The organism is Chryseobacterium cucumeris, assembly GCF_001593385.1.
Lineage (GTDB): Bacteria > Bacteroidota > Bacteroidia > Flavobacteriales > Weeksellaceae > Chryseobacterium > Chryseobacterium cucumeris.
On the sequence record NZ_LUVZ01000012.1, the window covers coordinates 118,776 to 139,486 of the forward strand.

Sequence of the window (20,711 nt, forward strand, 5' to 3'; positions counted from 1 at the left end):
TTTGTTTTTGATACTAATTTAATAAAAATCTAAAACATTGATTAACAAATTACTATAAAAAAACAAAAAAATCATCAGAATTTTTGTGAAAAAATATTTACAACACTCTGTAAACGGGATACTGTCTGAATGTTTTTTCTTCAAAATAAGGAGAATGTCTGTACACCCAATCTAATTGTGCATCTCCATCTTCTGACAGCTTTTTATCCGATGCTTTGGCAGCTTCAAACGCTTCTTTCAATTTTTTATCCTTTTTCAAAAGTTCAGCAGCTGTATCTTCGAAAATATAAGCGGAATAGTATTCTTTCTGTGCCAGAATTCCGTCAAAGAAATTCCAATTGAAAAATGAGTCTAATGCTTCAGGTTCAAGGGTTTCTATAATATATTTTACACCAGGCTGATTGGTTGAAACCAGATAATCTCCGGCTGTAAATACCCTATTTTTCTGTGTAGCATCAACCGTAGTTTCAAAATGCAGGTAGTGCCCTTCATAAGGATTTTTAACGGTTTTAAAATCTTTAATTTTATAGGACTCAACCGTTAAAGTACTGTCTTTCTGTATCGGTTTCATCTGAATATTATTTCTTTTAAATTCTTCAATCACCCGGTACTGCGACTGCGGAATTACATAATATTTTGGAATGGTAATATATCCCGTTGGAACAGCCGTCGTAAAGAGTTTTATATTCTTCGTAAAAGGCTTATTTCTGTCATAATACAGTCTTGGTTTGCCTGAAACTTCACTGGGCTTATATTTTCCTTCATAACCTTTAAAATCCATGGTGGAGAACTTCGTAGAATCTATTTTCCAACGGATTCCGTATTGTTTTCCAGCCTGATATTGTTTTAGATTTTCTATTCGAAGCTGCTTTATTTTATGATAATCTTTATCTAAATTCCGTAGATTCACCAGCATATATTTGTAAGTGGCATCTACCCTTTTATCATAAGGCTTCAGCATATGGGTTTCAGGAACTGTTCCCAGAGAGTTGAAAAGGGAAGTATATCCTGTAGAATATCTCGGAGAATCTTCAAATGAGGCAAATCCTACTTCCGGAACATCTCCGTGGATATTGACATAGGGAGTACTATCATACCCCAGTTTTTTCATATCCTCAATATTTTTAGCCTGATAATCATTGTAGAAATAATTTCCAAGGGTATTTCCCAAACGTTCTTTAAATGTAGAAATATAGGTGAACGTATATTGATAATCTGCTCCGTTGCTGACATGGTTATCGATAAAAATATCCGGTTTCAACCATTGATAGATTTCCTGAAAGCTTCTGGCATTTTTAGAATCTGCTTTGATAAAATCTCTGTTCAGGTCATAATTCCTTGCATTTCCTCTGAAACCGTACTGCTCCGGTCCATTCTGATTGGCTCTCGAGTAGGATCCTCTGTTCAACATTCCACTGACATTGTAAGCGGAAATCGCAGCAATAATAAAATTCTGCGGAGTTTTAATTTTTTTAGCCGCAAGATCTCTCATCAACATCATGGTAGCATCTATTCCATCCGGCTCTCCCGGGTGAATTCCATTGTTGACAAAAAGAATGGCTTTGTCTTTTCTTAATTTTTCAAGGTCTTTTTCAGGAAAGGGATTATAAACCACTACATAAATTGGCTTTCCGTTGTCATCTTCTCCTTTTTTAAGGTACTGAATAGTATTGAAATTTTTCGCCAGATCCTGATAATAGCTGTTCATTTCGTCGTAGGTAACTGTCTGATTTCCGTTCCCTTTTTCAAAAGGGGTCTGAAATGATTTTTGAGCCAAAAACAAGGTAGAACTTAAGGTGAATAAAAGATATTTCAGTTTCATTGAAGTCATATTTTCAGACTTTAAAATTAATCATCTTTTGTGAGAAACGGTGATGTGCTGGCAGTCAAAATTGCAAAAGATTGAAAAGTTAAAGTTGTTTTGCAGATAAAAACCTAACAGGTTTTGAAAACCTGTTAGGTTTGTTCTCAACAGTATTAATTTCGCCCTTTTTCTTTTGGATATAAGGAAGGAAGCGGATCACTTTGCCAGAATTGCTTGGAGTCAATATCCATGATGGATAAAGATCCGGTATAGGCTGCTCCGGTATCCATATTCCAGATATTAGCTTTATTGGCTGGTATTTTGATCCCAATATCAAGAGTAGGCGTATGTCCGATGAATATTTCTTTATACAATAGCAGTCTTTTAGGATATAATTCAGAATTTTTCGACAGTTTTTTATCCATTGCCACGGCAGTTTCCCAAAGCGTTCTGTCCCAACGGTAATTGCTTGAGTACACTTCTTTTTCAGGACCGTGCATGGAAGCGTATCCGGCATGAATAAACAACCGGTTCTGATCATCAATATGATAATTTTTCATCCTTTGAAAGAATTCGAGATGAATATCCAGATCTTCAAGAGAATAATCAGCATAACTTTCTACTGTACTTTTTCCTCCATTGAAAAGCCACAAATCAGGTTTTTGTCCTAAATTCAACCAATCTTCACATCATGCATCATGATTCCCTTTGATAAAAATACATTCCTGTATTTCAGAAAGCTCCAGTAAGAACTGTACGACTTGTGAAGATTCGCTCCAACCATCTACATAATCTCCGAGGAAAATCAGTTGATCATTTTTCATCACTCCTGCTCTTTCAAGAACTTGTTGTAAGGCTTTAAACCCTCCGTGGATATCTCCTATGACTAATGTTCTGCTCATTTTACTTCGAAATATATTTTGCATCTACGAAATCTGTTAACCAAACCCCGTTTGCAGACTGAAAGAAAGATAATCCTTCCTGATGCATTGTTCCGGTTCTGATCGTAAGAATCACAGGTTTGCCGTGTCTCATTCCGACCTTTGCAGCAGTCTCTTTATCAGCACTTAAGTGTACATGCTGACGGCTTCTTTTTTCAATTCCTTTTTCTAAAATAGAAGAAATATTGGCTTCTGCTGTTCCATGGTACAGAAATTCCGGAGGCTGTCTGGCTTCCAAAGCCAGGTCAATATCAATAGAGTGTCCCTGACTTGCTCTGATCATTGTTTTATCTTCATTAAAAGCAAAACGCTTTTTGTTGTTTGTTTCTACCACCTCATCTAATTCTTCGGGAGTAAAATATATTCTCTTTTGGGCTGATTTTGCTCTCAGCTCTTCCACATCTGCCCAACCATTTTCATCCAGGGTAAGACCTATACTATCCGGCTGATGACGTAAGATCAGGCTTAAAAATTTACTTATCTTTTTCTTTTCTATTTCGTTCATGGGTTGTGTTTTAGTTCATTAATTTTTGGTGTAATTTCTCACATAATGCTTCAATATCATCCTTTCTCACCAGCTCAGAAATCCATTCTTGTGGAATATTTTCATATCCGTAATAAATTCCGGCAATACCTCCGGTGATTGCTCCTGTAGTATCGGTATCTTCCCCCAGATTAACAGCTTTTAAAACTGCTTCAGAATAACTTTCTGAGTTGAGAAAACACCATAGTGAAGCTTCCAGGCTGTGAAGAACGTATCCTCCAGAGCTTATTTCCTTCTCCTGTAATGTATGCAAAGGAGCTAAGTCATATTCACCTACTTTTAATTCTAAAATCCGGTGAAATTTATCCATTTCATTTTGTGAACAAATAAGATTATAATCTAAAAACTCCCGAATGGTCTTCTGCATTGTTTGATATGCCTCCCATTTATCTTTTCCTTTTAGAATTTCCAAAGTAAATTCCAAATAAATAAAACAGGCCAAAACAGAACGGATATGTCTGTGTGTAATAGAGGAAACTTCTTTTACAATATCAAACCGTTTTTCAATAGTGAAATCTTTAATGTAAAATAATAATGGCATAATCCTCATTAAAGAGCCGTTTCCATTATCAAACTCAGAATTCCCTCCGCATAAAGTAGGAGAAATACCTTTTCCTATTCTATAAATAGCTTGTGAAGTCGCAATACCTATATCAAAAACTTTTCCATGAGGAGTCCATATTTCTGCATTATACCATTGTAAAAATTTCAAAGCTATATTTTCAAGATCATATCCATTGCACAAACTATCTGCAAGACACAACGTTAAAGAACCATCATCACTCCATGTCCCTGTAGGTTGACGATGGGTTCCCAAAGCACGCATTTTGGTAACAGGAGAACGTTTAAGCTCTTCCCTACTTCTGAATTCCACCGGAACTCCAAGTGCATCTCCAATACAAACACCCATAATTCCAGCTTTTACCTTATTTTCCATCAGGCTAAATTGACTAATTTATCAAATAATATTTTCATTCCCTGAGTGGCTGTTTCCTTCATTACTACAGCTCTCTGTCCGTATCCGAATCCCGTTTCATTAGGATTGATGACAATTAAAAGACAATCGTCTTTGATATCATGAATTAGTCCTGCTGCGGGATATACCTGCAGAGAAGTTCCGATAACCAGCAGAATATCCGATTCTTTTACGATTTCTCTTGCCGTTTGATACAAAGGGACATCTTCTCCAAACCAAACGATAAATGGTCTTAATTGTGCCCCATCTTCTGCTTTATCTCCAATTTTAATATCCTCTTTTTGTTCATAAATCAGGTTTTTATTGTTGCATGAGCATGATTTGAACAGTTCTCCATGAATATGAAGAATCTTTGTAGATCCTGCTCTTTCGTGAAGGTCATCAATATTCTGGGTAATAATCTGAACATCAAAATATTTTTCCAGCTCTGCCAGTAAGCGATGAGCTTCGTTGGGCTGTACTTCATGCAGCTGACGTCTTCTCTGGTTGTAAAATTCCAGAACCAAAGCTCTGTCCTTTTTCCATCCTTCCGGACTTGCCACATCCGTTACATTATGATTTTCCCAGAGACCATCTCCGTCTCTGAAGGTTTTTATTCCGCTTTCGGCACTGATTCCTGCACCGCTTAATATGGTTAGTTTTTTCATTGGTTTTTAATTTTTTCTATTAAAACCTGGCCAGCAACAATAATCAGCACGATTATAATAAAAGGAGCTAGCAGAGTCCCTAAAAGGGTATTTCCTATTCTTTTAAGTCGCTTTGGTCCAAATTTATCTTTCGTTTTATGATTGATAAAATCTACAAAATTTTCTTTATTTGTAAGCTCTTTATCATATCCTCGCCAATCAAAATTGGTGATAAAGTCTCCAAAAATATACAGATCGGGAGATTCAGGATGTGATAAATTGAAAAAATAAAAGGTTTCAAAATCCTGTCCCACCAGAGGTTCATACTCTATATTATACTGAAAACAAAAAAGACTTTCGGTGCTCAGTAAGCCTCTTTGCTTCAAAGCATCTTTCAATTGATTTTGGTATTTTTTCAGCTTTACAATATCATTTTCCACAGGGAAAACATTTGATTCTTTTCCAGCATGTTGAAGATAATAAATATAAATTTCAGGAAACTGCAGATTCAATTCTTTCTGAAGAAAAGCAATTTCTTCATTTGCCAATCCCACGTTAGGATCTTCAGGTTTATCTACGAATCTGAAATTATTTTTTTTCACAGTTGTAAAAGGTCTTTATAAATATTTTCATTTTCATCATCAAAACAGACAAAAATAACTTTCTCAATATTATATGAATGAAATTTTCTGACTTCATCTACCGCAATTTTTCCTGCCAGTTCTTTTGGAAATCTATAGACTCCTGTACTAATATTAGGAAAAGCAATCGTCTTCACACCAAGGCTTTCTGCCAAATTCAAAGAATTATGATAACAGTTTGCCAGAAGAATGGATTCCTTTTCTTCGTGACCGTTCCAAACTGGTCCTACTGTATGAATAACATATTTTGCAGGGAGATTTCCTGCATTTGTTACTACCGCTTCTCCCGTTTTGCATTTTCCTTGTCTATTTCTGATCGCAACACATTCTTCCAATATCTGAGATCCTCCCACTCTGTGAATAGCTCCATCTACACCGCCTCCCCCAAGTAAGGATGAATTGGCAGCGTTAACTATTGCATCAGCTTGGATTTTTGTGATGTCTCCTTTTATTAGTTCTATTTTCATTGTATTTCTTCAAATGGTTTCAGCATTTCTTCTTTCTTGGTAAGCACTGCGAAAACCACTCTTTTAAATTTATTTTTATATTTTCCCTGAAGATATTTCCCGAATAATCCTGCAATTTCTTTTGGATCATTTTTGAAGACACCGCATCCCCAGGCTCCTAAAATCAGAACTTCATTTCCTTGTTGTAAAGCCAGTGAAAGCATTTTATCCATTCTAAGATCCATTGCATCAAGAATTTCATGTGCTCTTTCCGGTTCCTGACGTTTTACCACCCCTGTATTGACTGCCGGAGACGTGATGAAATTACACAGAACAGGCTTAGGAAGCAACTCTCCCTTATCTTTCCTGAAAACAGGAACTTTAGGACTGTAAATCATTGTATCGGTATAAAAACAGGATTCCATTGCACGATGAATTGTGTAATAATCAAATGCCTGAAGTAAGCTTTCATACAGTCCGGAAGTTCTTGCCAGACTTTCTTCCTGTGCTTCTGCTCCATTGATAAATCCTCCACCCGGATTTTTTGCTGATGCAAAATTGAGACACATGATCTTCTCCTGATTTTCTTCTTCGGATAATTGTAAAATTGCTTTTAAAGAACTGCACTTCCAGGTTTCAATTTTTGTTTCAAAACTGATTTCCGGCAACGGAGATTCTTTCATTTCAGAAAGCTGTTCCGGAGTGAAAAGAGAGGTTTCTTTTTTACTGATTTCCAGCTCGTTTTCTATATTTATTTTTTCGTTATGTTCGTTAATATAATATTTTTTAGCTAAGATATCCAAAGTATCTTTTGCCATTCCTTTATTAGTCATTGTTAGTTTTTTTATGTTGATCATCAAATCTTCCAACTCAGCACTTGCAGCCTTCTTAAAGTCATCTCCTATAAAGACTTTGATTACTTTGATATCTCCTACAATTGCCTTATTAAAGCTGTTAAGATCCTCAGAAGGAACCCATAATTCATTGTGATTTCTAGCCCCGACATTCTGTGCAGGATATTGATCCGTCACTTTTTCCAACACCTCAAACCGGGTTACAAAACCAAGATAGTTTCCAGCTTCGTCTCTGGTGTTCCATTTTTCTGCAATCTCTGAAGCATATTCTTCATTAAGAACGGGGTAAAAAATAGGCTGCCATTCCAGTCTTGGAGGAAATTTTTTAAATCCGCTTTCCATAATCAAGATCATTTCTTTTTCTCCTACTGGTCTATATAATGTTGTTGTTTTCATGACGTTCGTTTATTTGGTTATACTGTGGCTCCAATTCTGTAAGCCAGTTCTTTTGACAGAGGATAGTTTTTTTCTACCGGCAGCAGTTTTTTTGCCTTATCAAATTCTCCCGACCTGGTAAGATTCAGAATCTTCTTAACCAAAGGAGAATAATCCTCTATTTTTACAATCCATTCTTCATTGAACTCCTCAATCAATGCGCGGCTGATTCCTACCTGAATGGAACGGTAATTCAGTTTTGCTCCTTTAATATTCCTTTCAGGATCCCACTGCACATATATTCCGGCATTTTCAAAATCTTTTTCCCATTTCCGGGGATCGGGATAGACCCTTTTTTCAGGTGAAGTAAGAATTGCTTTGCCTAAAGCTTTCTCCCAGGCTTCTCTTTTAATATGTAAGGCCAGGGTACATTCCTGATTGGATTTCTGTCCATAATTGCTGCGCTCCATCATCCAGAGAAAAGAAGGCTTTATCCAGGTCATCCTGTTGAATGAAAAAGGAGCTGTAAATTTCTGATTCTCTACGGCTGATTTTGCAATTGCTTTATTATAGGCTTGGTAGACAATCAGCGTGTCATTTTTATAATCTGCTCTTATTTCAAATTCTCTCATTGTTGGTTAATTTATTAAAAATCATACACATATACCTCCACATTCTTTACAAGCAATGTTCTTTCGATAATAGGTTCAATTTCTTCCCATTTTCCTCCTGCCAGTCCACATCCGATTCTTGGCATATGAACGCTTGCGTTCAGCAGCAAAGCTTCGTTGGAAAGTTTTTCCAGAGCTTTTTCAATGGCATCATACCGAACAGGGACACCATTACTTCCGGTTTTTATTCCTTTTTGCCCGATTATATTGGCTACAAAAATGTATTTTTCAACCTGAACCAATTGAATTTCTCCTAAAGCAAAATTATTTTTACTTCTGAAACGGTGCCAGTTTCTATATTCTTTTTCCGGCTCTTCCCATCTTTTGGAAACTGCCAGTACAAAACCTTTTCCCCAACCTCCGATATCATTGCAGATGTGGGCGATGATCTTTATTCCTTTGGCCTGTGGGACCGTAGCATCCCCTTTTAAATATTGTATAGTTTTCATGGTTATTTTCTTTTATTCTCTATCATTTCCTCCTCTCCAAATAAAATTAACATTTTTAACTGCTGAATTTAAAAAATCCGTTTAAAATCTTTAGAATAAGGAGAATAGGATCCATAGACAACATCAAATTCCTCATCAAGATTTTCTACTTTAAATTCCTCATCAATCTGATCCAGACAAGTAATGACAAGATTTTTTTTAACCGGAAATGCATAAGCTCCATCCAGTTTTAAGGCATAATTCAGCAGTTTGTAATCTATTTCTCCGGTTCTTAGCTCCTTTTGATATTCATTGAATATACAGGTTTCTTCTTCATTGTTTTTCAGATTCATTTCTTTTTCATTGCTCATCCAGCCGTTTCCATGACGGGTTGCATAACTTCTGGTCACATAATACATTTCAATATCTTCAATCTTTAAAAGCTTACAAATCTCACAGGCATTTTTTGAAGTCGTATGTGCATAAGTCACATTGGGGAAAACGCCGTGGTCCATATCGAGTAAAATACCCTGACTTCCTTCGAAAATGAGGTGATCAAACGAAGCCAGGTATTTATAATCATTTATCTTCCAATCAATAGCTTCAATAGCATTTAAGAAAGGTTCTAAAAGTTCACTGATCTCGCCTTCTTCTACAAAACCATAGTAATAGGCAATTCCTTTCAGTTTTTCTATCAGCATTTCTCTGGGTGCTATGAGGTCTATAGCAAATAGTTTATAAGGACTTTCGTTTCTTTTCATCGTGGCTCCCACTCCTTTTCCGCAGGTTCCGTGTTCCAGATTACGGGCATTTGTTCTGTTCTGCCATACATCGAAAGGAGTTGTCAGCTTTGCCAATGGATGGATATGCAGCTCAATGTTTCCGTTCTTTGCTTTTAACTCTTCTCTTTCATTCAGAAGAAAAACCGGATGAATCGTACAATGCTCGGTAAAGTAAGAAGGCAGACCACGAAGTGCACCACTGGAAAAACTGGAATGCACATGCTTTCTTTCATCCATCATTACGGTATGGGCAGCCTGCTGTCCTCCTGAAAATCTGATCACAACAGCCTCCGGATTCTGAGAAGCCAGAAAATCTGTGGTAATTCCTTTTCCTTCATCACCAAAACCAAGTCCTATTACTATTTGCGCCTTTTTCATGTCTTTTAATTTTTGAGGTTTCTAGTATTATCATTCCTATTTTATGACGACATTGACAGGTTTCTAAAGCATCTGAAACTGATCCAATCCTCCTGTTCCTGTTGTTCCCATGCTTTTGTTTTTAAACTTATCACAGATAATGTTTTTAATAATATTCGGAATGTCCCTGTGATCTGCTATGGAAATACAGTTTTGTCCTAATAATTCTTTCCAGCCTCTGTCTGCTCTCAGTGCCTGATCGGAATGTAAAACACTGATGTGGTATACTTCATATTTTTTTTTTGCTTCTTCCAGCAGTTCAAAATGAGTATAGGTTTGCTGTCCTTTTCCCATGATTTCCCTGATTGCAGATGCAGAAAGTATTTTTAAACAAGGTTCATCACCTACGGTAAACAATAATCCTTTTTGTCCTCTTTTTTCAAACGCATCTGTTCTGGTGTGAAATGCTGCAAAATACCACGCTAAAAGATAGCTTTCTCCAGCATTTCCACCACCTCCGGACTCAATATAAGTTCTTGTGAGCCACATATCCAGTTCTTCATCTCCTGATTCGAACTGTCCCACCTGAAGCGGATAACCATCACATTCATGATCTCCGATTCCAAGGAATAATAAGGCCGGATCAGGAACGCCTCCCTGGATAATTCCGCCCATGAGTTTCGGTAATCCATCTCTGATCAACTCATGAGGAATATGTCCCATACTTCCGGTAACATCCAGTCCTAAAATGATCGGAACTGAATGAGGGTGAACTTCTGAATCTCTGGATTCCCTGAAAGAAACTCCATGAGGATTCATCGATTCGTGAGCCATTCTTTTGGCATTCTGGGTGAAAATTTCTCCCGCGGATTTTGTTCCGTAACCTGCTTTTCTAGCTCTGTCATAACGAGCGTCTAAATCATATCTTGTACTTCCCATGACTACAGTATTTTTCCAAATAAATATTCAAATCTCTTTTGGGTTACTTCGAGCTGAATATTCAGATTTCTGATTGTTAATGATAATTCCATGTCTTTCTGAACGAATGCTTCAGGATTGAAATCCGCAAAAGTCAGACTGTTTCTGTCTAAAGGACTGATATCAATAAGCCCTTCCTGTTCGCGCTCGAGTCTTTTAATTTTTAATTCGATATCTTCCACTCTGCGCCTGTAAATCAGTTCGGAATCTGCTCCGATGATTTTTGCACGGTCTTCTCTGATCTGATCATTATTTCTTTGTAATGATTCGATAAATCTGGGTTTTAATTCATCTTCCATGATCAAATATTTTTATTTGTGTTAAAATTACGCTAATCAAACAAGACATAGCAATGCCTTTCTACGATCCGGTTGAATTATACTATTGAATACATTATATCTGTTCTCAAAACATATTTCAAGCCACTGATCAGTGTTTTTCCTTCGTGTCTTAAAGGGTGGTGAAAAACAAGAGCGGTTCCTTTCTTCGGAGCTACTGTAAACAGGTTTTCAAATTCTGTTTCTCCGCCTTCAAAATCATCATTCAGATAGATCATAAAAGTGTAGAAACTTTTCTCCTTTTCATTTCGGATATAACTTCCATCTCTGTGCATTTTGAACTGCTGTCCGGGAGCATATTTATAAACCCTGAGCATTTCATTAAAGTTAAAAAGTTGATATCCACCACATTCCTGAGGCAGAAACTCTACAGCCTTATTAAAAGCTCTTCAGCAATTGCAGTATCAAAAATCATCAGTCGGTCATTATTTCTGATTCCTTTATTCATCTGCTGGCGTCCGAATACATTGATTTTTGCTTCTTCAAAGACTTTTTCCTGCGAAAGACTGATATAATGATCACATTCAGTCTCAGTAAGAAAATTTTCAATCAGAAATATTTGTGGGTGTAATTCTATTTTTTCCATAATTAATATTTTGTGTCTGGTTTGTGTTTTATCTTCTTAATTCATCTCTTACTTCCATTAAGGCAAATCCTAAAAGGTTTTCTCCGTTCCATAATAAAGGGTTTTCTGCTCTGCTATCCGTTTCCAGCATCCCGATTCCCCAGATTCTATCATAAGGGCTTGCCTCCACCAAAACTTTATCTCCGGTTGACAAAAGAAAATCTTTAAATTTCTGATTTTGCGAGAATTTTAAAAGATTTCCCTGAGTTACAATCTGATATTTATGTTCATCCCAAAGCTTCGGGTCAAAGTTTTTTACTTTTCTACCCAGAGCTTTTGCCTGATTCGGAGTAGCGGCTTTTAAAATTTCCTTTTCCATTTCAGCATCATTAAATAATCTTGCTTTTGCAGCCATCATATAATGTTCTGCTGTTCTATAGGTATTTCCGTTTTCTTCAAAACTTCCTGGAAACCATTGGCTTAAACATGATTTGGTAACAATATCTTTTGCCGTGTGTCCCCAGAAAAAGAGATATTTTATCTTTTCCTTTTTTTGAAAGCGTTCTATAATATTTTGTAAGGTATATTTCATCATTGCGTTATTTTGACACAAATTTAAAAGAATATCAGTCTTTGCACCAAATTTATTTGTGTTAATTTTACGCTAATAAATATAATTGATTGATTTTCAGCAACAATAATTTAATCTTAACAAACACGAATAACACAAATTTTAATCACAAATGACACAAATTTGATAGGTTTCAGCTAAAACTGGTGGAATTTGATCTTAAAAATTGTTATTACATCAATGTCATTCTAAACACAGACTGAAGGTCTGCGAACGTAGTTCAACAGTGTAGTGAAGAATCTAACCAATTACGAGATTCTTCCTCCGTCAGAATGACTGAAGACCGATAATACAATCCGGAGTTAGATATTTCCTATTGAATGTCTTAATACTGTGTAACGTGCATTCCGAAAATGCCTGTAAATATTAATTAATATTTGTGCAAGACATTTGTGAAATCTGTGTTTAAAACAATCTATTTAATCTCAAAGTAAAAGCCCTGCTCTTCAAGCTCCCTATATTTTTCTTTATTGAAAGTAAAAAGTTTTCCGGGTCTCCCGCTGCCTTCTTTTTTAACGTTGTTGGTTTCGTTAAGCAATCCGTAACTCATGATTTTTTTGCGGAAATTTCTTCTGTCAATTTCTTGTCCGACAATAGTTTTATAAAGATTTTCAAGATCTGAAAAAGGGAATTCTTCATTGAGAAGATTGAAGCCGATTGGCTGGTATTGAATTTTTGTACGAAGTCTTTTTAGAGCAGTTTCAATAATTGTTTTATGATCAAAAGCAACTGAAGGAAGTTTATTGATACTAAACCATTGTGCATCTTCAGCATCCGAATCAGCAAACAATTCATGGTAAGACGGGTTCACTAGCCCCAGATAAGCCACAGAAACCACTCGGTTTCTTGGATCACGGCCCAGATTACCAAAAGTATACAGTTGTTCCAAAAAATCGGGCTTTATACCGGCTTCTTCATACAATTCTCTTTTTACCGCATCATCTACACTTTCATCATCAAGAACAAGCCCTCCCGGAAGTGCCCAGCCTCCTTTAAAAGGTTCAATATTTCTTTTAATCAGAAGGATCTGAAGATCTTTTTTATCAAAATATCCGAAAATAACGGCATCTACAGCCACTTTTATATCCTGTAATTTTTTTGGAGACTCCATAAATTGATTTGCGTTACGAATACACAAAGTTACAATTTATGGTTGTATTAAAAAATAATTTCCGTTATAATAAAAGTTCTTATCTTTAATTTATCTTTCTAACCATCTTAAAACTAAATCATTATGAAAAATTTATTAACAATTCTTTCCGTTGCTATTCTGTTAATAGCTTGTGAGAAAGGAAAAACGACAGCTTCCACTGGTTCTGATAAAACAGATTCAGCTTCTACATCTGAATGGAAACCTGTAGATTCCGCAACCGCCATGAAAGACTGGATGGCGTACTCAACTCCGGGAGAAATGCAAAAAATGCTTGCAAAATCTGATGGAACCTGGACAGGAGAAACGACAATGTGGATGGAAAACGGAGCCAAACCTATGATGAGTAAATCTGAAGCAACCAATAAAATGATGCTTGGCGGACGTTATCAGATCACAAATCACAAAGGAGACTTTATGGGAATGCCTTTTGAAGGAATGAGCATTGTGGGATATGATAACGCAAAGAAAAAGTTTGTCAGTACGTGGATCGATAATATGGGAACCGGAATCATGCATAGCGAAGGCGACTGGAACCCTTCCACAAAATCAGTTGAATTCAAAGGGAAAATGACAGATCCTTCAAGACCTGGAAAAGACTGTGATTTCAGAGAAGTATTCACCTTTGTGGATGATAATACTCAAAAGCTTGAAATGTATGGCCCTGATTCCAAGACCGGAAAGGAATACAAAACAATGGAAATAAAATATACGCGTAAAAAATAAATGCATTAAAAAACCGCTTCTGATGAAGCGGTTTTACTTTATAATAGATTAATAATTAATCATTTAATTTTAGTACAGCCATGAACGCTGATTGTGGTACTTCTACTCTACCAATCTGCTTCATTTTCTTCTTACCTTCTTTCTGCTTTTCCAATAACTTACGTTTTCTGGAAATATCCCCTCCGTAACATTTTGCGGTAACGTCTTTTCTCAAGGCCTTAATCGTTTCTCTTGCGATTACTTTCGTCCCTAATGCAGCCTGAACAGCAATATCAAACTGTTGTCTCGGGATCAGCTCACGAAGCTTTTCACACATTCTTTTACCGATATAATAAGCATTAGAATCGTGAATCAATGAAGATAAAGCATCTACCATGTCACCATTGATCAGGATATCCATTTTTACAAGCTTGGAAGCTCTGAATCCGATTGGATGATAATCGAATGAAGCATATCCTTTAGAGATAGATTTTAATCTGTCATAGAAGTCGAATACCACCTCAGCAAGAGGCATATTGAAAATTAACTCTACTCTTTCTGATGTCAGATAACTCTGGTTAACAATTTCTCCTCTCTTTTCAATACATAAAGTCATTACTGCTCCTACGAAATCGGATTTTGTAATGATAGACGCCTTGATGAATGGTTCTTCTACTCTGTCCATCGTTGAAGGATCCATCATTTCAGACGGGTTATTGATCAGAATGGGAACTTCAGGTTCTTTTTTAGTATATCCAAAATAAGATACGTTCGGTACCGTAGTGATCACATTCATATTGAACTCTCTGTCAAGACGTTCCTGAACAATTTCCATGTGTAGCATTCCCAAGAATCCGCAACGGAAACCAAAACCAAGAGCGGCGGAACTTTCCGGTTCGAAAACCAGAGAAGCATCATTCAGTCTTAATTTTTCAAGAGAGAATCTTAATTCTTCGAAATCCTCAGAATCAATTGGATAAATCCCGGCAAATACCATTGGCTTTACTTCCTCAAATCCATCAATCGGAGCATCCGCAGGTTTTTCAAATGAAGTGATGGTGTCTCCTACTTTTACCTCACGGGCATCTTTAATACCGGATACAAGATATCCCACGTCTCCGCAATGGATCGTTTTCTTGGGAACCTGCTTCAGTTTTAATGTACCTACCTCATCAGCTCCATATTCCTTTCCTGTAGCGAAGAATTTGATCTTTTCATTTTTAGTGATGCTTCCATTCACTACTTTAAAATAAGCTTCAATACCTCTGAACGGGTTGTATACAGAGTCAAAGATCAAAGCCTGCAATGGGCCGTCAGGATCTCCTACCGGTGCAGGAATTCTTTCAACAATCTGCTCTAAAAGGTTATGAACACCTTCTCCTGTTTTACCGGAAACTCTCAATACATCTTCATATTCGCATCCGATAAGGTTCATGATCTCATCGGTTACTTCTTCAGGATTTGCAGACGGAAGGTCAATTTTATTCAAAATCGGAATGATCGTTAAATCATTTTCCAATGCAAGATACAGGTTGCTAATAGTCTGTGCCTGAATACTTTGCGCAGCATCTACAATAAGAAGTGCACCTTCACAGGCAGCAATAGAACGGGAAACTTCATAAGAGAAGTCAACGTGTCCCGGGGTATCAATAAGGTTTAAAATATATTTTTCTCCTTTATACTCATAATCCATCTGGATAGCATGTGATTTGATTGTAATCCCACGTTCTTTCTCCAGATCCATATCATCCAGCGTCTGAGACTGTAATTCTCTTTGGGTAACGGTATTCGTGTACTCCAATAGACGGTCTGCCAGGGTACTTTTACCATGGTCGATATGAGCGATTATGCAAAAATTTCGTATGTTTTTCATTTAAGAATCTTGTAGTTTGCAAAGATAAGAAAATGCAGGAGAATTTTTCATTCTTAATTCTTTCTTTTAACTGAAACACAGATAACAATAAGAAGAGAGGTAAAATTTTCCCTCTTTTTAAATATTATTTTGTTTTGCCAAAGTCTTCCGGTAACACATAATTTCCGGTAAAAGGATCAAGATAAACTTTAGGTCCTACAGTATTCTTTCTTTTGCCTGATAAACTGACATCTATCACTGCACCAATAACGCCACCAATCAGACCTCCTGCTTCTGCACCAATTGTAACCCCGGTTGTAGCAGTTTCAGGAAATAATTCTGCTTTTGTTACCTCAATAAAAACACCCTTATCATCTTTAAAAATCTCAGTGTAACCCACAGGGATATTTTTGTAGGCAATGCCCTTATACACAAAAGCATAAAAATGTCTTATTGCCGTTTTTTCCTCTCCTTTTATGGCCTTAGTAACGACTCCTTTATCATTAGTCTGCAAAGTAAATCCGGGTTCAGGATTGTGAGTAAAAAAGCTGTAATAGTCTTTATAAACTCCTTCTTTTAATTCATCTGCTTTTAGAATACTAAGTTTTTCTTTCAATACAGAAGTATAATCAGGAAAATCATTTTCTGAAATACTAAGTTCCCAAGGTGTTGCTTTATAAGATTCTTTAAAAAGGTCAGTAAGAATTAAAGTTACTTTTCTTGCCAGACTTTGTGCCAGATAAGGAGTTGTTCGTGATGAGACTGTTGCTACAGTATCTATTCTATCAATAAAATGATATCCGTCTTCTTTCTTAATAAATGTACTTGCCTTTAATTCAAGCTTTCCGATAGAATACTTTTCCTTTTTATCTTCTGAAACATTCAAATTTTCAAGCAAAAAAATCATCTCATCATTTCCCCTTACCGTATTGTATTTATAAAACCAATCCTGTATGTCTTTGCTGGCATTATTTTCGAAAATAACTTTCACCTCATCCTTATGGTACATCACCATTCCGATTTCCTGATTACCTCTTTGATCTATCACTGTAAGACTTTTGATAGAGTTTTTGTTATCTTTAATAGATTTTGAAAGATCAATGGTTTCTGTTTTCTGACCCAATAATACTAACGAAAATAATAAAAAGAAAAGTGCTTTTTTCATAGATAGAATTTGTGGTAAAAATAATTTTTTTATTGTAAAAATTAAACGGCTCTCACAGAAAGATCTGTAAGAGCCGTCCAACATTAAAAAAATAAACTATTATGGGTTCTGTCTGGATCCAGAAGCGTCATGATTTCCGTGAGGTTTTCTTTCATCCATTTTATCTTTCATCATCTTTTCGGATTGAAACAGCTTCAGAACTTTTTGGCAGGGAATTACCTGCTGCATTTTATCTGCATATTTTTTTCTGTTATCCAATAACTTCTGTCCCACTTCAAAACTTTGCTGCAGCTTAGCTTTAGCTTCTTCATCTGATAAAGTTTCGGGATCAAAATTGGAATTAAACTGACTTTTTATCTGCTTCTGGCTATCCAGATATTCGTTATACAATTGTGTAAATTCGGCTTTATCATCCGGATCAACATTCAGATTATCCATGATCATATTGTTCCTGAATTTCTTTAGGAGGTCTTTTCTCTCTTCCGGAGAAAGATTATTGATGACTTCTTTCCTTTGTTTAGGATCCATCTTTTTCCAATCATAGTCTGTCCTTTGGGCATTTAATCCAAAGCCATAAATAATCAAAAACGTCAATAATATCTTTTTCATTTTCTTTTAATTATAAATATCCAAATAAACGTCCTGAGTCGAATTACTTGCTAACTCTGCAATTTCAGAATTAGAAAACGAGTCCAGATATTCATTCATTCGTGTTTCTTCTTTTTTCTTTACAGTTTTCACCGGTGTAGGGCTCTCTGTTGTTTTTTTTGTTTCGCTTACACTTTTAGAAGCGTAAACATTGTTATTTTTTTGATTTTCAACTGTTTGATTATTATTTTCAACAGAAGTTAAATCAGATTTTAAAGTTTCATAAGCCAGCTCGCTTTCTGTTTTGGGCTCTCCGTTATTGGCAACATAGGTTGTTTTAGAATTCAAAATTTGTTCCGTGGAATTGTTATCTGAATTAAAAACATAAGTTGCTCCAAAAATCAAAGCCAGCGATGCTGCTGCAGCATACATCCAGTTCAGCTTAAAGACAGGTGCTTTTTTACTTGCCTTTATATCATTCATAACGTTCTCCTGAATATTTTGAAACAAGTTATCAGGAACTGTGTAAATGTTTTTACGCTCTAATTTTTCTATGTCGAACTCTTTCATCTTTGTTGGTCAAAAATTATTTTTCGTAATTTTCTTTAATAAAATCTTCTATTTTCTGTTTGGCATAATGATAATTCGTTTTTAGCGTCCCTACAGACATATCTACAATTTTTGATATTTCTTCGTAAGGTAGATCATCATAATACCGCATCATAAATACCAGTTTCTGCTTTTCGGGCAGGCTCTGTATAGCGTTCTGCAGTAAAATCTGTATTTCTTCAGCATCACCTTCTGTATTATCTGCCACAAGATTCTGCATATGATACTCCGGATCCTCATCAGTTTTCTGCATTTTCTTCATTTTGTTAACCTGCTGTAACGCTTCGTTGGTAGCGATTCGGTACAACCAGGTATACAACTGGCTATCATTTTTGAACTGATGAAAATTCTGATATGCTTTAATAAAAGTTTCCTGCAAAGTATCCTGTGCAAGATCTCCGTCCACAATAATTCTTCTTATGTGCCAATACAATCTGCTTTGATAGGCGTCCATCAAGGCACGAACCCCTTTATCCTGGGTCCGTGGATTCTGCATCAACGAAATAATTTCCGCGTCCTTAATCTTCATAAGATGCCTTCATTGTTTTGGATTACAAAAATAGCTGAAAGTTAAATTAAAAATTCAATTTTCAATGTAAATATTAAAAATAATATGAGACACTTACGCAATAAACGTGCCTATATTGAAGTACAGAATTTCTGAAGTGTTCTTCTTTTCCCGGCTCAGCTTAAAATCTTATATTTGTTATATGCAAATTGTAATCATCGGTTCCGGAAATGTAGCCTATCATATGGCAAAAGCTTTCACTTTGAAAAGTATTCCTGTAGCCCAGATTTTTGGGAGGAACGAAAAAGAATTAGGTAAAATTTCTGAAGAATTAAATATTCCTTATTCCACAGATCATCTGGAAGAAGCAGATCTTTATATTCTTTGTGTAAGTGATCATTCTGTAGAAGAAGTCTCAAAAATTATTACAAGAAAAGATTGTCTGGTTGCCCATACCTCAGGATCTCTTCCAAAAGAAGTGCTGGCTGGTGTGTATAGAAAATCCAGCTTCTACCCTTTACAGACTTTTTCAAAATCCAAAGAACTTGAATATGAAAAAATTCCATTTTTTATAGAGGCGGAAAATGAAAAAGATCAAAAAATATTGTTTGATCTTGCTTCAAAGATTTCAGAAAGAGTGATGGAAAGCAATCACGAAAAAAGAAAATATATTCACCTGACTGCTGTATTTGCCTGCAATTTTGTGAATCATCTTTTTTCAAGAGCTAAAGAAATTTCAGATTCCCAGGATATTCCGTTTGATTATTTCTTACCCCTCATTGATGAAACGGTTCAGAAAATTCATGAAATTGAACCCAAACTGGCACAAACCGGTCCGGCAGTAAGAAATGATGTAAGGATTTTACAGCTGCATGAACAGTTATTAAAAGACGAGAGTCTTGAAATTTATAAAACAATGAATCATTCTATTCAGAAAATGTATGAGCTATAAAGAGAAATTAAAAGATATTAAGGCATTTGTATTTGATGTTGACGGAGTTTTCACTGACGGAAGCGTATATCTGCTTCCCGGAGGAAACATGTGCAGGGTAATGAATGTCCTTGACGGTTATGCAGTAGTAAAAGCTTTAAAAAACAATTATTTAATTGGGGTTATTACGGGAGGAAATGATGAGATGGTAAAGCACAGAATCAATTACCTGGGTATTCAGGATTACTATCCGAAGTCTCACAATAAAATGAATGATTTTGAAGATTTTAAGAAGAAATACAATCTTAAAAACGAAGAAATTCTGACCATGGGTGATGATCTTCCGGATATTCACATCATGGAAAGCTCAGCCATTGCGGCATGTCCTGAAAATGCGGTTCCTGAAGTAAAAGGAATTTCCGATTATATTTCTCCTAAAAAAGGAGGAACCGGTGCAGTTCGTGATGTCATTGAACAGGTAATGAAAGTTCAGGGGAACTGGCATGACGATAATACTCAATCTGTATAAGTATCTGTATGAAATTACTTTTAGCATCACAATCCCCAAGAAGAAAAGAACTTCTTTCTAGTTTAGGCTTTGAATTTGAAGTTGTAAAAATAGACTGTGAAGAAATTATTCCGGAAAACATCAAAATAGAAGATGCTGCGGCTTATCTTTCTGATTTAAAAGCTTCAGCCTTTAGAAAACTTGAAGCGGGCGAAGTACTTCTGACTGCTGATACGGTAGTCGCTATCGATAATCAGATCCTGGGAAAACCAAAAGATGAAGATGACGCCTTTACTATGCTTCAAAGTCTTTCGGGAAGAACGCATCAGGTCTATACGGGCATTACCATCAAAACCGTCAATACATCCATTACCGAAACAGATGTAGCCGATGTTACTCTGGACACTCTTTCTGATGAAGAAATAAACTATTATATTCAGAATTATAAGCCTTTTGATAAAGCAGGCAGTTATGGTATTCAGGAATGGCTGGGAATGGCAAAGATCACAAGCCTTACAGGAAGCTATTATACCATTATGGGACTTCCTACCCATCTTGTTTATAAAATCCTGAAAGAATCTTCTCTGATTTAAAAGATTATCAGGTTTAAAACTTCCATTAAAGAAGAAATAAAATACTTCCTGAAGAAATATAAATATTATTCATTATAAAATTTTATTATTTTTACAAAATCATCAAACTGCTGATAATAAAAAGCAGATTAGCGAGTTATATTGA

25 protein-coding genes and 1 pseudogene are annotated in these 20,711 nt (G+C 35.9%); 4 read left to right on the top strand and 22 right to left on the bottom strand.

What is annotated here, in order from left to right; translation table 11 throughout:
• Positions 1–97: 97 nt before the first annotated feature.
• The 17 genes and pseudogenes from A1704_RS09405 to A1704_RS09485 form a co-directional block, all read right to left on the bottom strand.
• Positions 98–1,822: a M14 family metallopeptidase gene (locus tag A1704_RS09405; RefSeq protein WP_062672756.1), complete on the bottom strand. Its 1,725-nt coding sequence runs from the start codon at positions 1,820–1,822 to the stop codon at positions 98–100.
• Between the two features lie 155 nt (positions 1,823–1,977).
• Positions 1,978–2,706, bottom strand: a pseudogene (locus A1704_RS09410) (metallophosphoesterase family protein).
• Between the two features lies 1 nt (position 2,707).
• Positions 2,708–3,250, bottom strand: a complete 543-nt coding sequence (locus A1704_RS09415) for an RNA 2'-phosphotransferase (RefSeq protein ID WP_062672758.1) — start codon at positions 3,248–3,250, stop codon at positions 2,708–2,710.
• A 10-nt stretch (positions 3,251–3,260) separates the two neighbouring features.
• Positions 3,261–4,226 carry an ADP-ribosylglycohydrolase family protein gene (locus tag A1704_RS09420; protein WP_062672760.1) on the bottom strand — a complete coding sequence of 322 codons (966 nt, stop codon included), beginning with the start codon at positions 4,224–4,226 and terminating at the stop codon, positions 3,261–3,263.
• Positions 4,226–4,912 carry an SIR2 family NAD-dependent protein deacylase gene (locus A1704_RS09425; RefSeq protein ID WP_062672763.1) on the bottom strand — a complete coding sequence of 229 codons (687 nt, stop codon included), beginning with the start codon at positions 4,910–4,912 and terminating at the stop codon, positions 4,226–4,228. The genes A1704_RS09420 and A1704_RS09425 overlap by 1 nt, the downstream gene beginning before the upstream one ends.
• Positions 4,909–5,493 carry a hypothetical protein gene (locus A1704_RS09430; RefSeq protein WP_062672765.1) on the bottom strand — a complete coding sequence of 195 codons (585 nt, stop codon included), beginning with the start codon at positions 5,491–5,493 and terminating at the stop codon, positions 4,909–4,911. Before A1704_RS09430 ends, A1704_RS09425 begins: the two co-directional genes overlap by 4 nt.
• A complete protein-coding gene (locus A1704_RS09435; protein WP_062672767.1) occupies positions 5,490–5,999 on the bottom strand; it encodes an O-acetyl-ADP-ribose deacetylase in 510 nt (169 codons plus the stop codon). Before A1704_RS09435 ends, A1704_RS09430 begins: the two co-directional genes overlap by 4 nt.
• Positions 5,996–7,228 (bottom strand): TIGR02452 family protein, encoded by a 1,233-nt coding sequence (locus A1704_RS09440; protein ID WP_238590595.1) that lies wholly within the window; start codon positions 7,226–7,228, stop codon positions 5,996–5,998. Before A1704_RS09440 ends, A1704_RS09435 begins: the two co-directional genes overlap by 4 nt.
• Positions 7,229–7,245: 17 nt before the next feature.
• Positions 7,246–7,839: a DUF4291 domain-containing protein gene (locus A1704_RS09450; RefSeq protein ID WP_062672769.1), complete on the bottom strand. Its 594-nt coding sequence runs from the start codon at positions 7,837–7,839 to the stop codon at positions 7,246–7,248.
• Positions 7,840–7,853: 14 nt separating this feature from the next.
• On the bottom strand, positions 7,854–8,327 hold the full coding sequence (locus A1704_RS09455) for a macro domain-containing protein (protein WP_062672771.1): 474 nt from the start codon (positions 8,325–8,327) through the stop codon (positions 7,854–7,856).
• Positions 8,328–8,395: 68 nt separating this feature from the next.
• Positions 8,396–9,466, bottom strand: coding sequence for an adenylosuccinate synthetase (locus A1704_RS09460; protein ID WP_062672773.1), 1,071 nt, complete (start codon positions 9,464–9,466; stop codon positions 8,396–8,398).
• A 63-nt stretch (positions 9,467–9,529) separates the two neighbouring features.
• Positions 9,530–10,384, bottom strand: coding sequence for a hypothetical protein (locus A1704_RS09465; protein ID WP_062672775.1), 855 nt, complete (start codon positions 10,382–10,384; stop codon positions 9,530–9,532).
• Positions 10,385–10,386: 2 nt separating this feature from the next.
• Positions 10,387–10,722 (bottom strand): hypothetical protein, encoded by a 336-nt coding sequence (locus A1704_RS09470; RefSeq protein ID WP_062672777.1) that lies wholly within the window; start codon positions 10,720–10,722, stop codon positions 10,387–10,389.
• 77 nt (positions 10,723–10,799) lie between these two features.
• Positions 10,800–11,078 (bottom strand): 2OG-Fe(II) oxygenase, encoded by a 279-nt coding sequence (locus tag A1704_RS24895; RefSeq protein WP_238590596.1) that lies wholly within the window; start codon positions 11,076–11,078, stop codon positions 10,800–10,802.
• A gap of 50 nt (positions 11,079–11,128) precedes the next feature.
• Positions 11,129–11,347 (bottom strand): hypothetical protein, encoded by a 219-nt coding sequence (locus A1704_RS24900; protein WP_238590597.1) that lies wholly within the window; start codon positions 11,345–11,347, stop codon positions 11,129–11,131.
• A gap of 28 nt (positions 11,348–11,375) precedes the next feature.
• A complete protein-coding gene (locus tag A1704_RS09480; RefSeq protein ID WP_238590598.1) occupies positions 11,376–11,921 on the bottom strand; it encodes an NADAR family protein in 546 nt (181 codons plus the stop codon).
• Positions 11,922–12,372: 451 nt separating this feature from the next.
• Positions 12,373–13,068: an NUDIX hydrolase gene (locus A1704_RS09485; protein ID WP_062672779.1), complete on the bottom strand. Its 696-nt coding sequence runs from the start codon at positions 13,066–13,068 to the stop codon at positions 12,373–12,375.
• Between the two features lie 123 nt (positions 13,069–13,191).
• On the opposite strand from A1704_RS09485, the gene A1704_RS09490 reads away from it, so the two are divergent.
• On the top strand, positions 13,192–13,833 hold the full coding sequence (locus tag A1704_RS09490) for a DUF1579 domain-containing protein (RefSeq protein ID WP_062672781.1): 642 nt from the start codon (positions 13,192–13,194) through the stop codon (positions 13,831–13,833).
• 55 nt (positions 13,834–13,888) lie between these two features.
• Here A1704_RS09490 and lepA read toward each other — a convergent pair whose 3' ends face one another.
• From lepA to A1704_RS09515, 5 genes are all read right to left on the bottom strand, one after another.
• Positions 13,889–15,685 (bottom strand): translation elongation factor 4, encoded by a 1,797-nt coding sequence (gene lepA / locus A1704_RS09495; protein ID WP_062672783.1) that lies wholly within the window; start codon positions 15,683–15,685, stop codon positions 13,889–13,891.
• Between the two features lie 124 nt (positions 15,686–15,809).
• Complete coding sequence (locus A1704_RS09500; protein WP_062672785.1) at positions 15,810–16,829, bottom strand: hypothetical protein; 1,020 nt, start codon at positions 16,827–16,829, stop codon at positions 15,810–15,812.
• A gap of 99 nt (positions 16,830–16,928) precedes the next feature.
• Positions 16,929–17,438, bottom strand: coding sequence for a hypothetical protein (locus A1704_RS09505; RefSeq protein ID WP_062672787.1), 510 nt, complete (start codon positions 17,436–17,438; stop codon positions 16,929–16,931).
• Positions 17,439–17,444: 6 nt separating this feature from the next.
• Complete coding sequence (locus tag A1704_RS09510; protein WP_062672789.1) at positions 17,445–17,987, bottom strand: hypothetical protein; 543 nt, start codon at positions 17,985–17,987, stop codon at positions 17,445–17,447.
• Between the two features lie 16 nt (positions 17,988–18,003).
• On the bottom strand, positions 18,004–18,555 hold the full coding sequence (locus A1704_RS09515) for an RNA polymerase sigma factor (RefSeq protein WP_062672791.1): 552 nt from the start codon (positions 18,553–18,555) through the stop codon (positions 18,004–18,006).
• 181 nt (positions 18,556–18,736) lie between these two features.
• Here A1704_RS09515 and A1704_RS09520 point away from each other — a divergent pair, with 181 nt between their 5' ends.
• The 3 genes from A1704_RS09520 to A1704_RS09530 are packed head-to-tail and all read left to right on the top strand — an operon-like array spanning position 18,737 to position 20,566.
• Positions 18,737–19,486 carry a Rossmann-like and DUF2520 domain-containing protein gene (locus A1704_RS09520; protein ID WP_062672793.1) on the top strand — a complete coding sequence of 250 codons (750 nt, stop codon included), beginning with the start codon at positions 18,737–18,739 and terminating at the stop codon, positions 19,484–19,486.
• Positions 19,476–19,994: a KdsC family phosphatase gene (locus A1704_RS09525; RefSeq protein ID WP_062672795.1), complete on the top strand. Its 519-nt coding sequence runs from the start codon at positions 19,476–19,478 to the stop codon at positions 19,992–19,994. The genes A1704_RS09520 and A1704_RS09525 overlap by 11 nt, the downstream gene beginning before the upstream one ends.
• Positions 19,995–20,002: 8 nt before the next feature.
• A complete protein-coding gene (locus A1704_RS09530; protein WP_062672798.1) occupies positions 20,003–20,566 on the top strand; it encodes a Maf family protein in 564 nt (187 codons plus the stop codon).
• Positions 20,567–20,711: the final 145 nt, after the last annotated feature.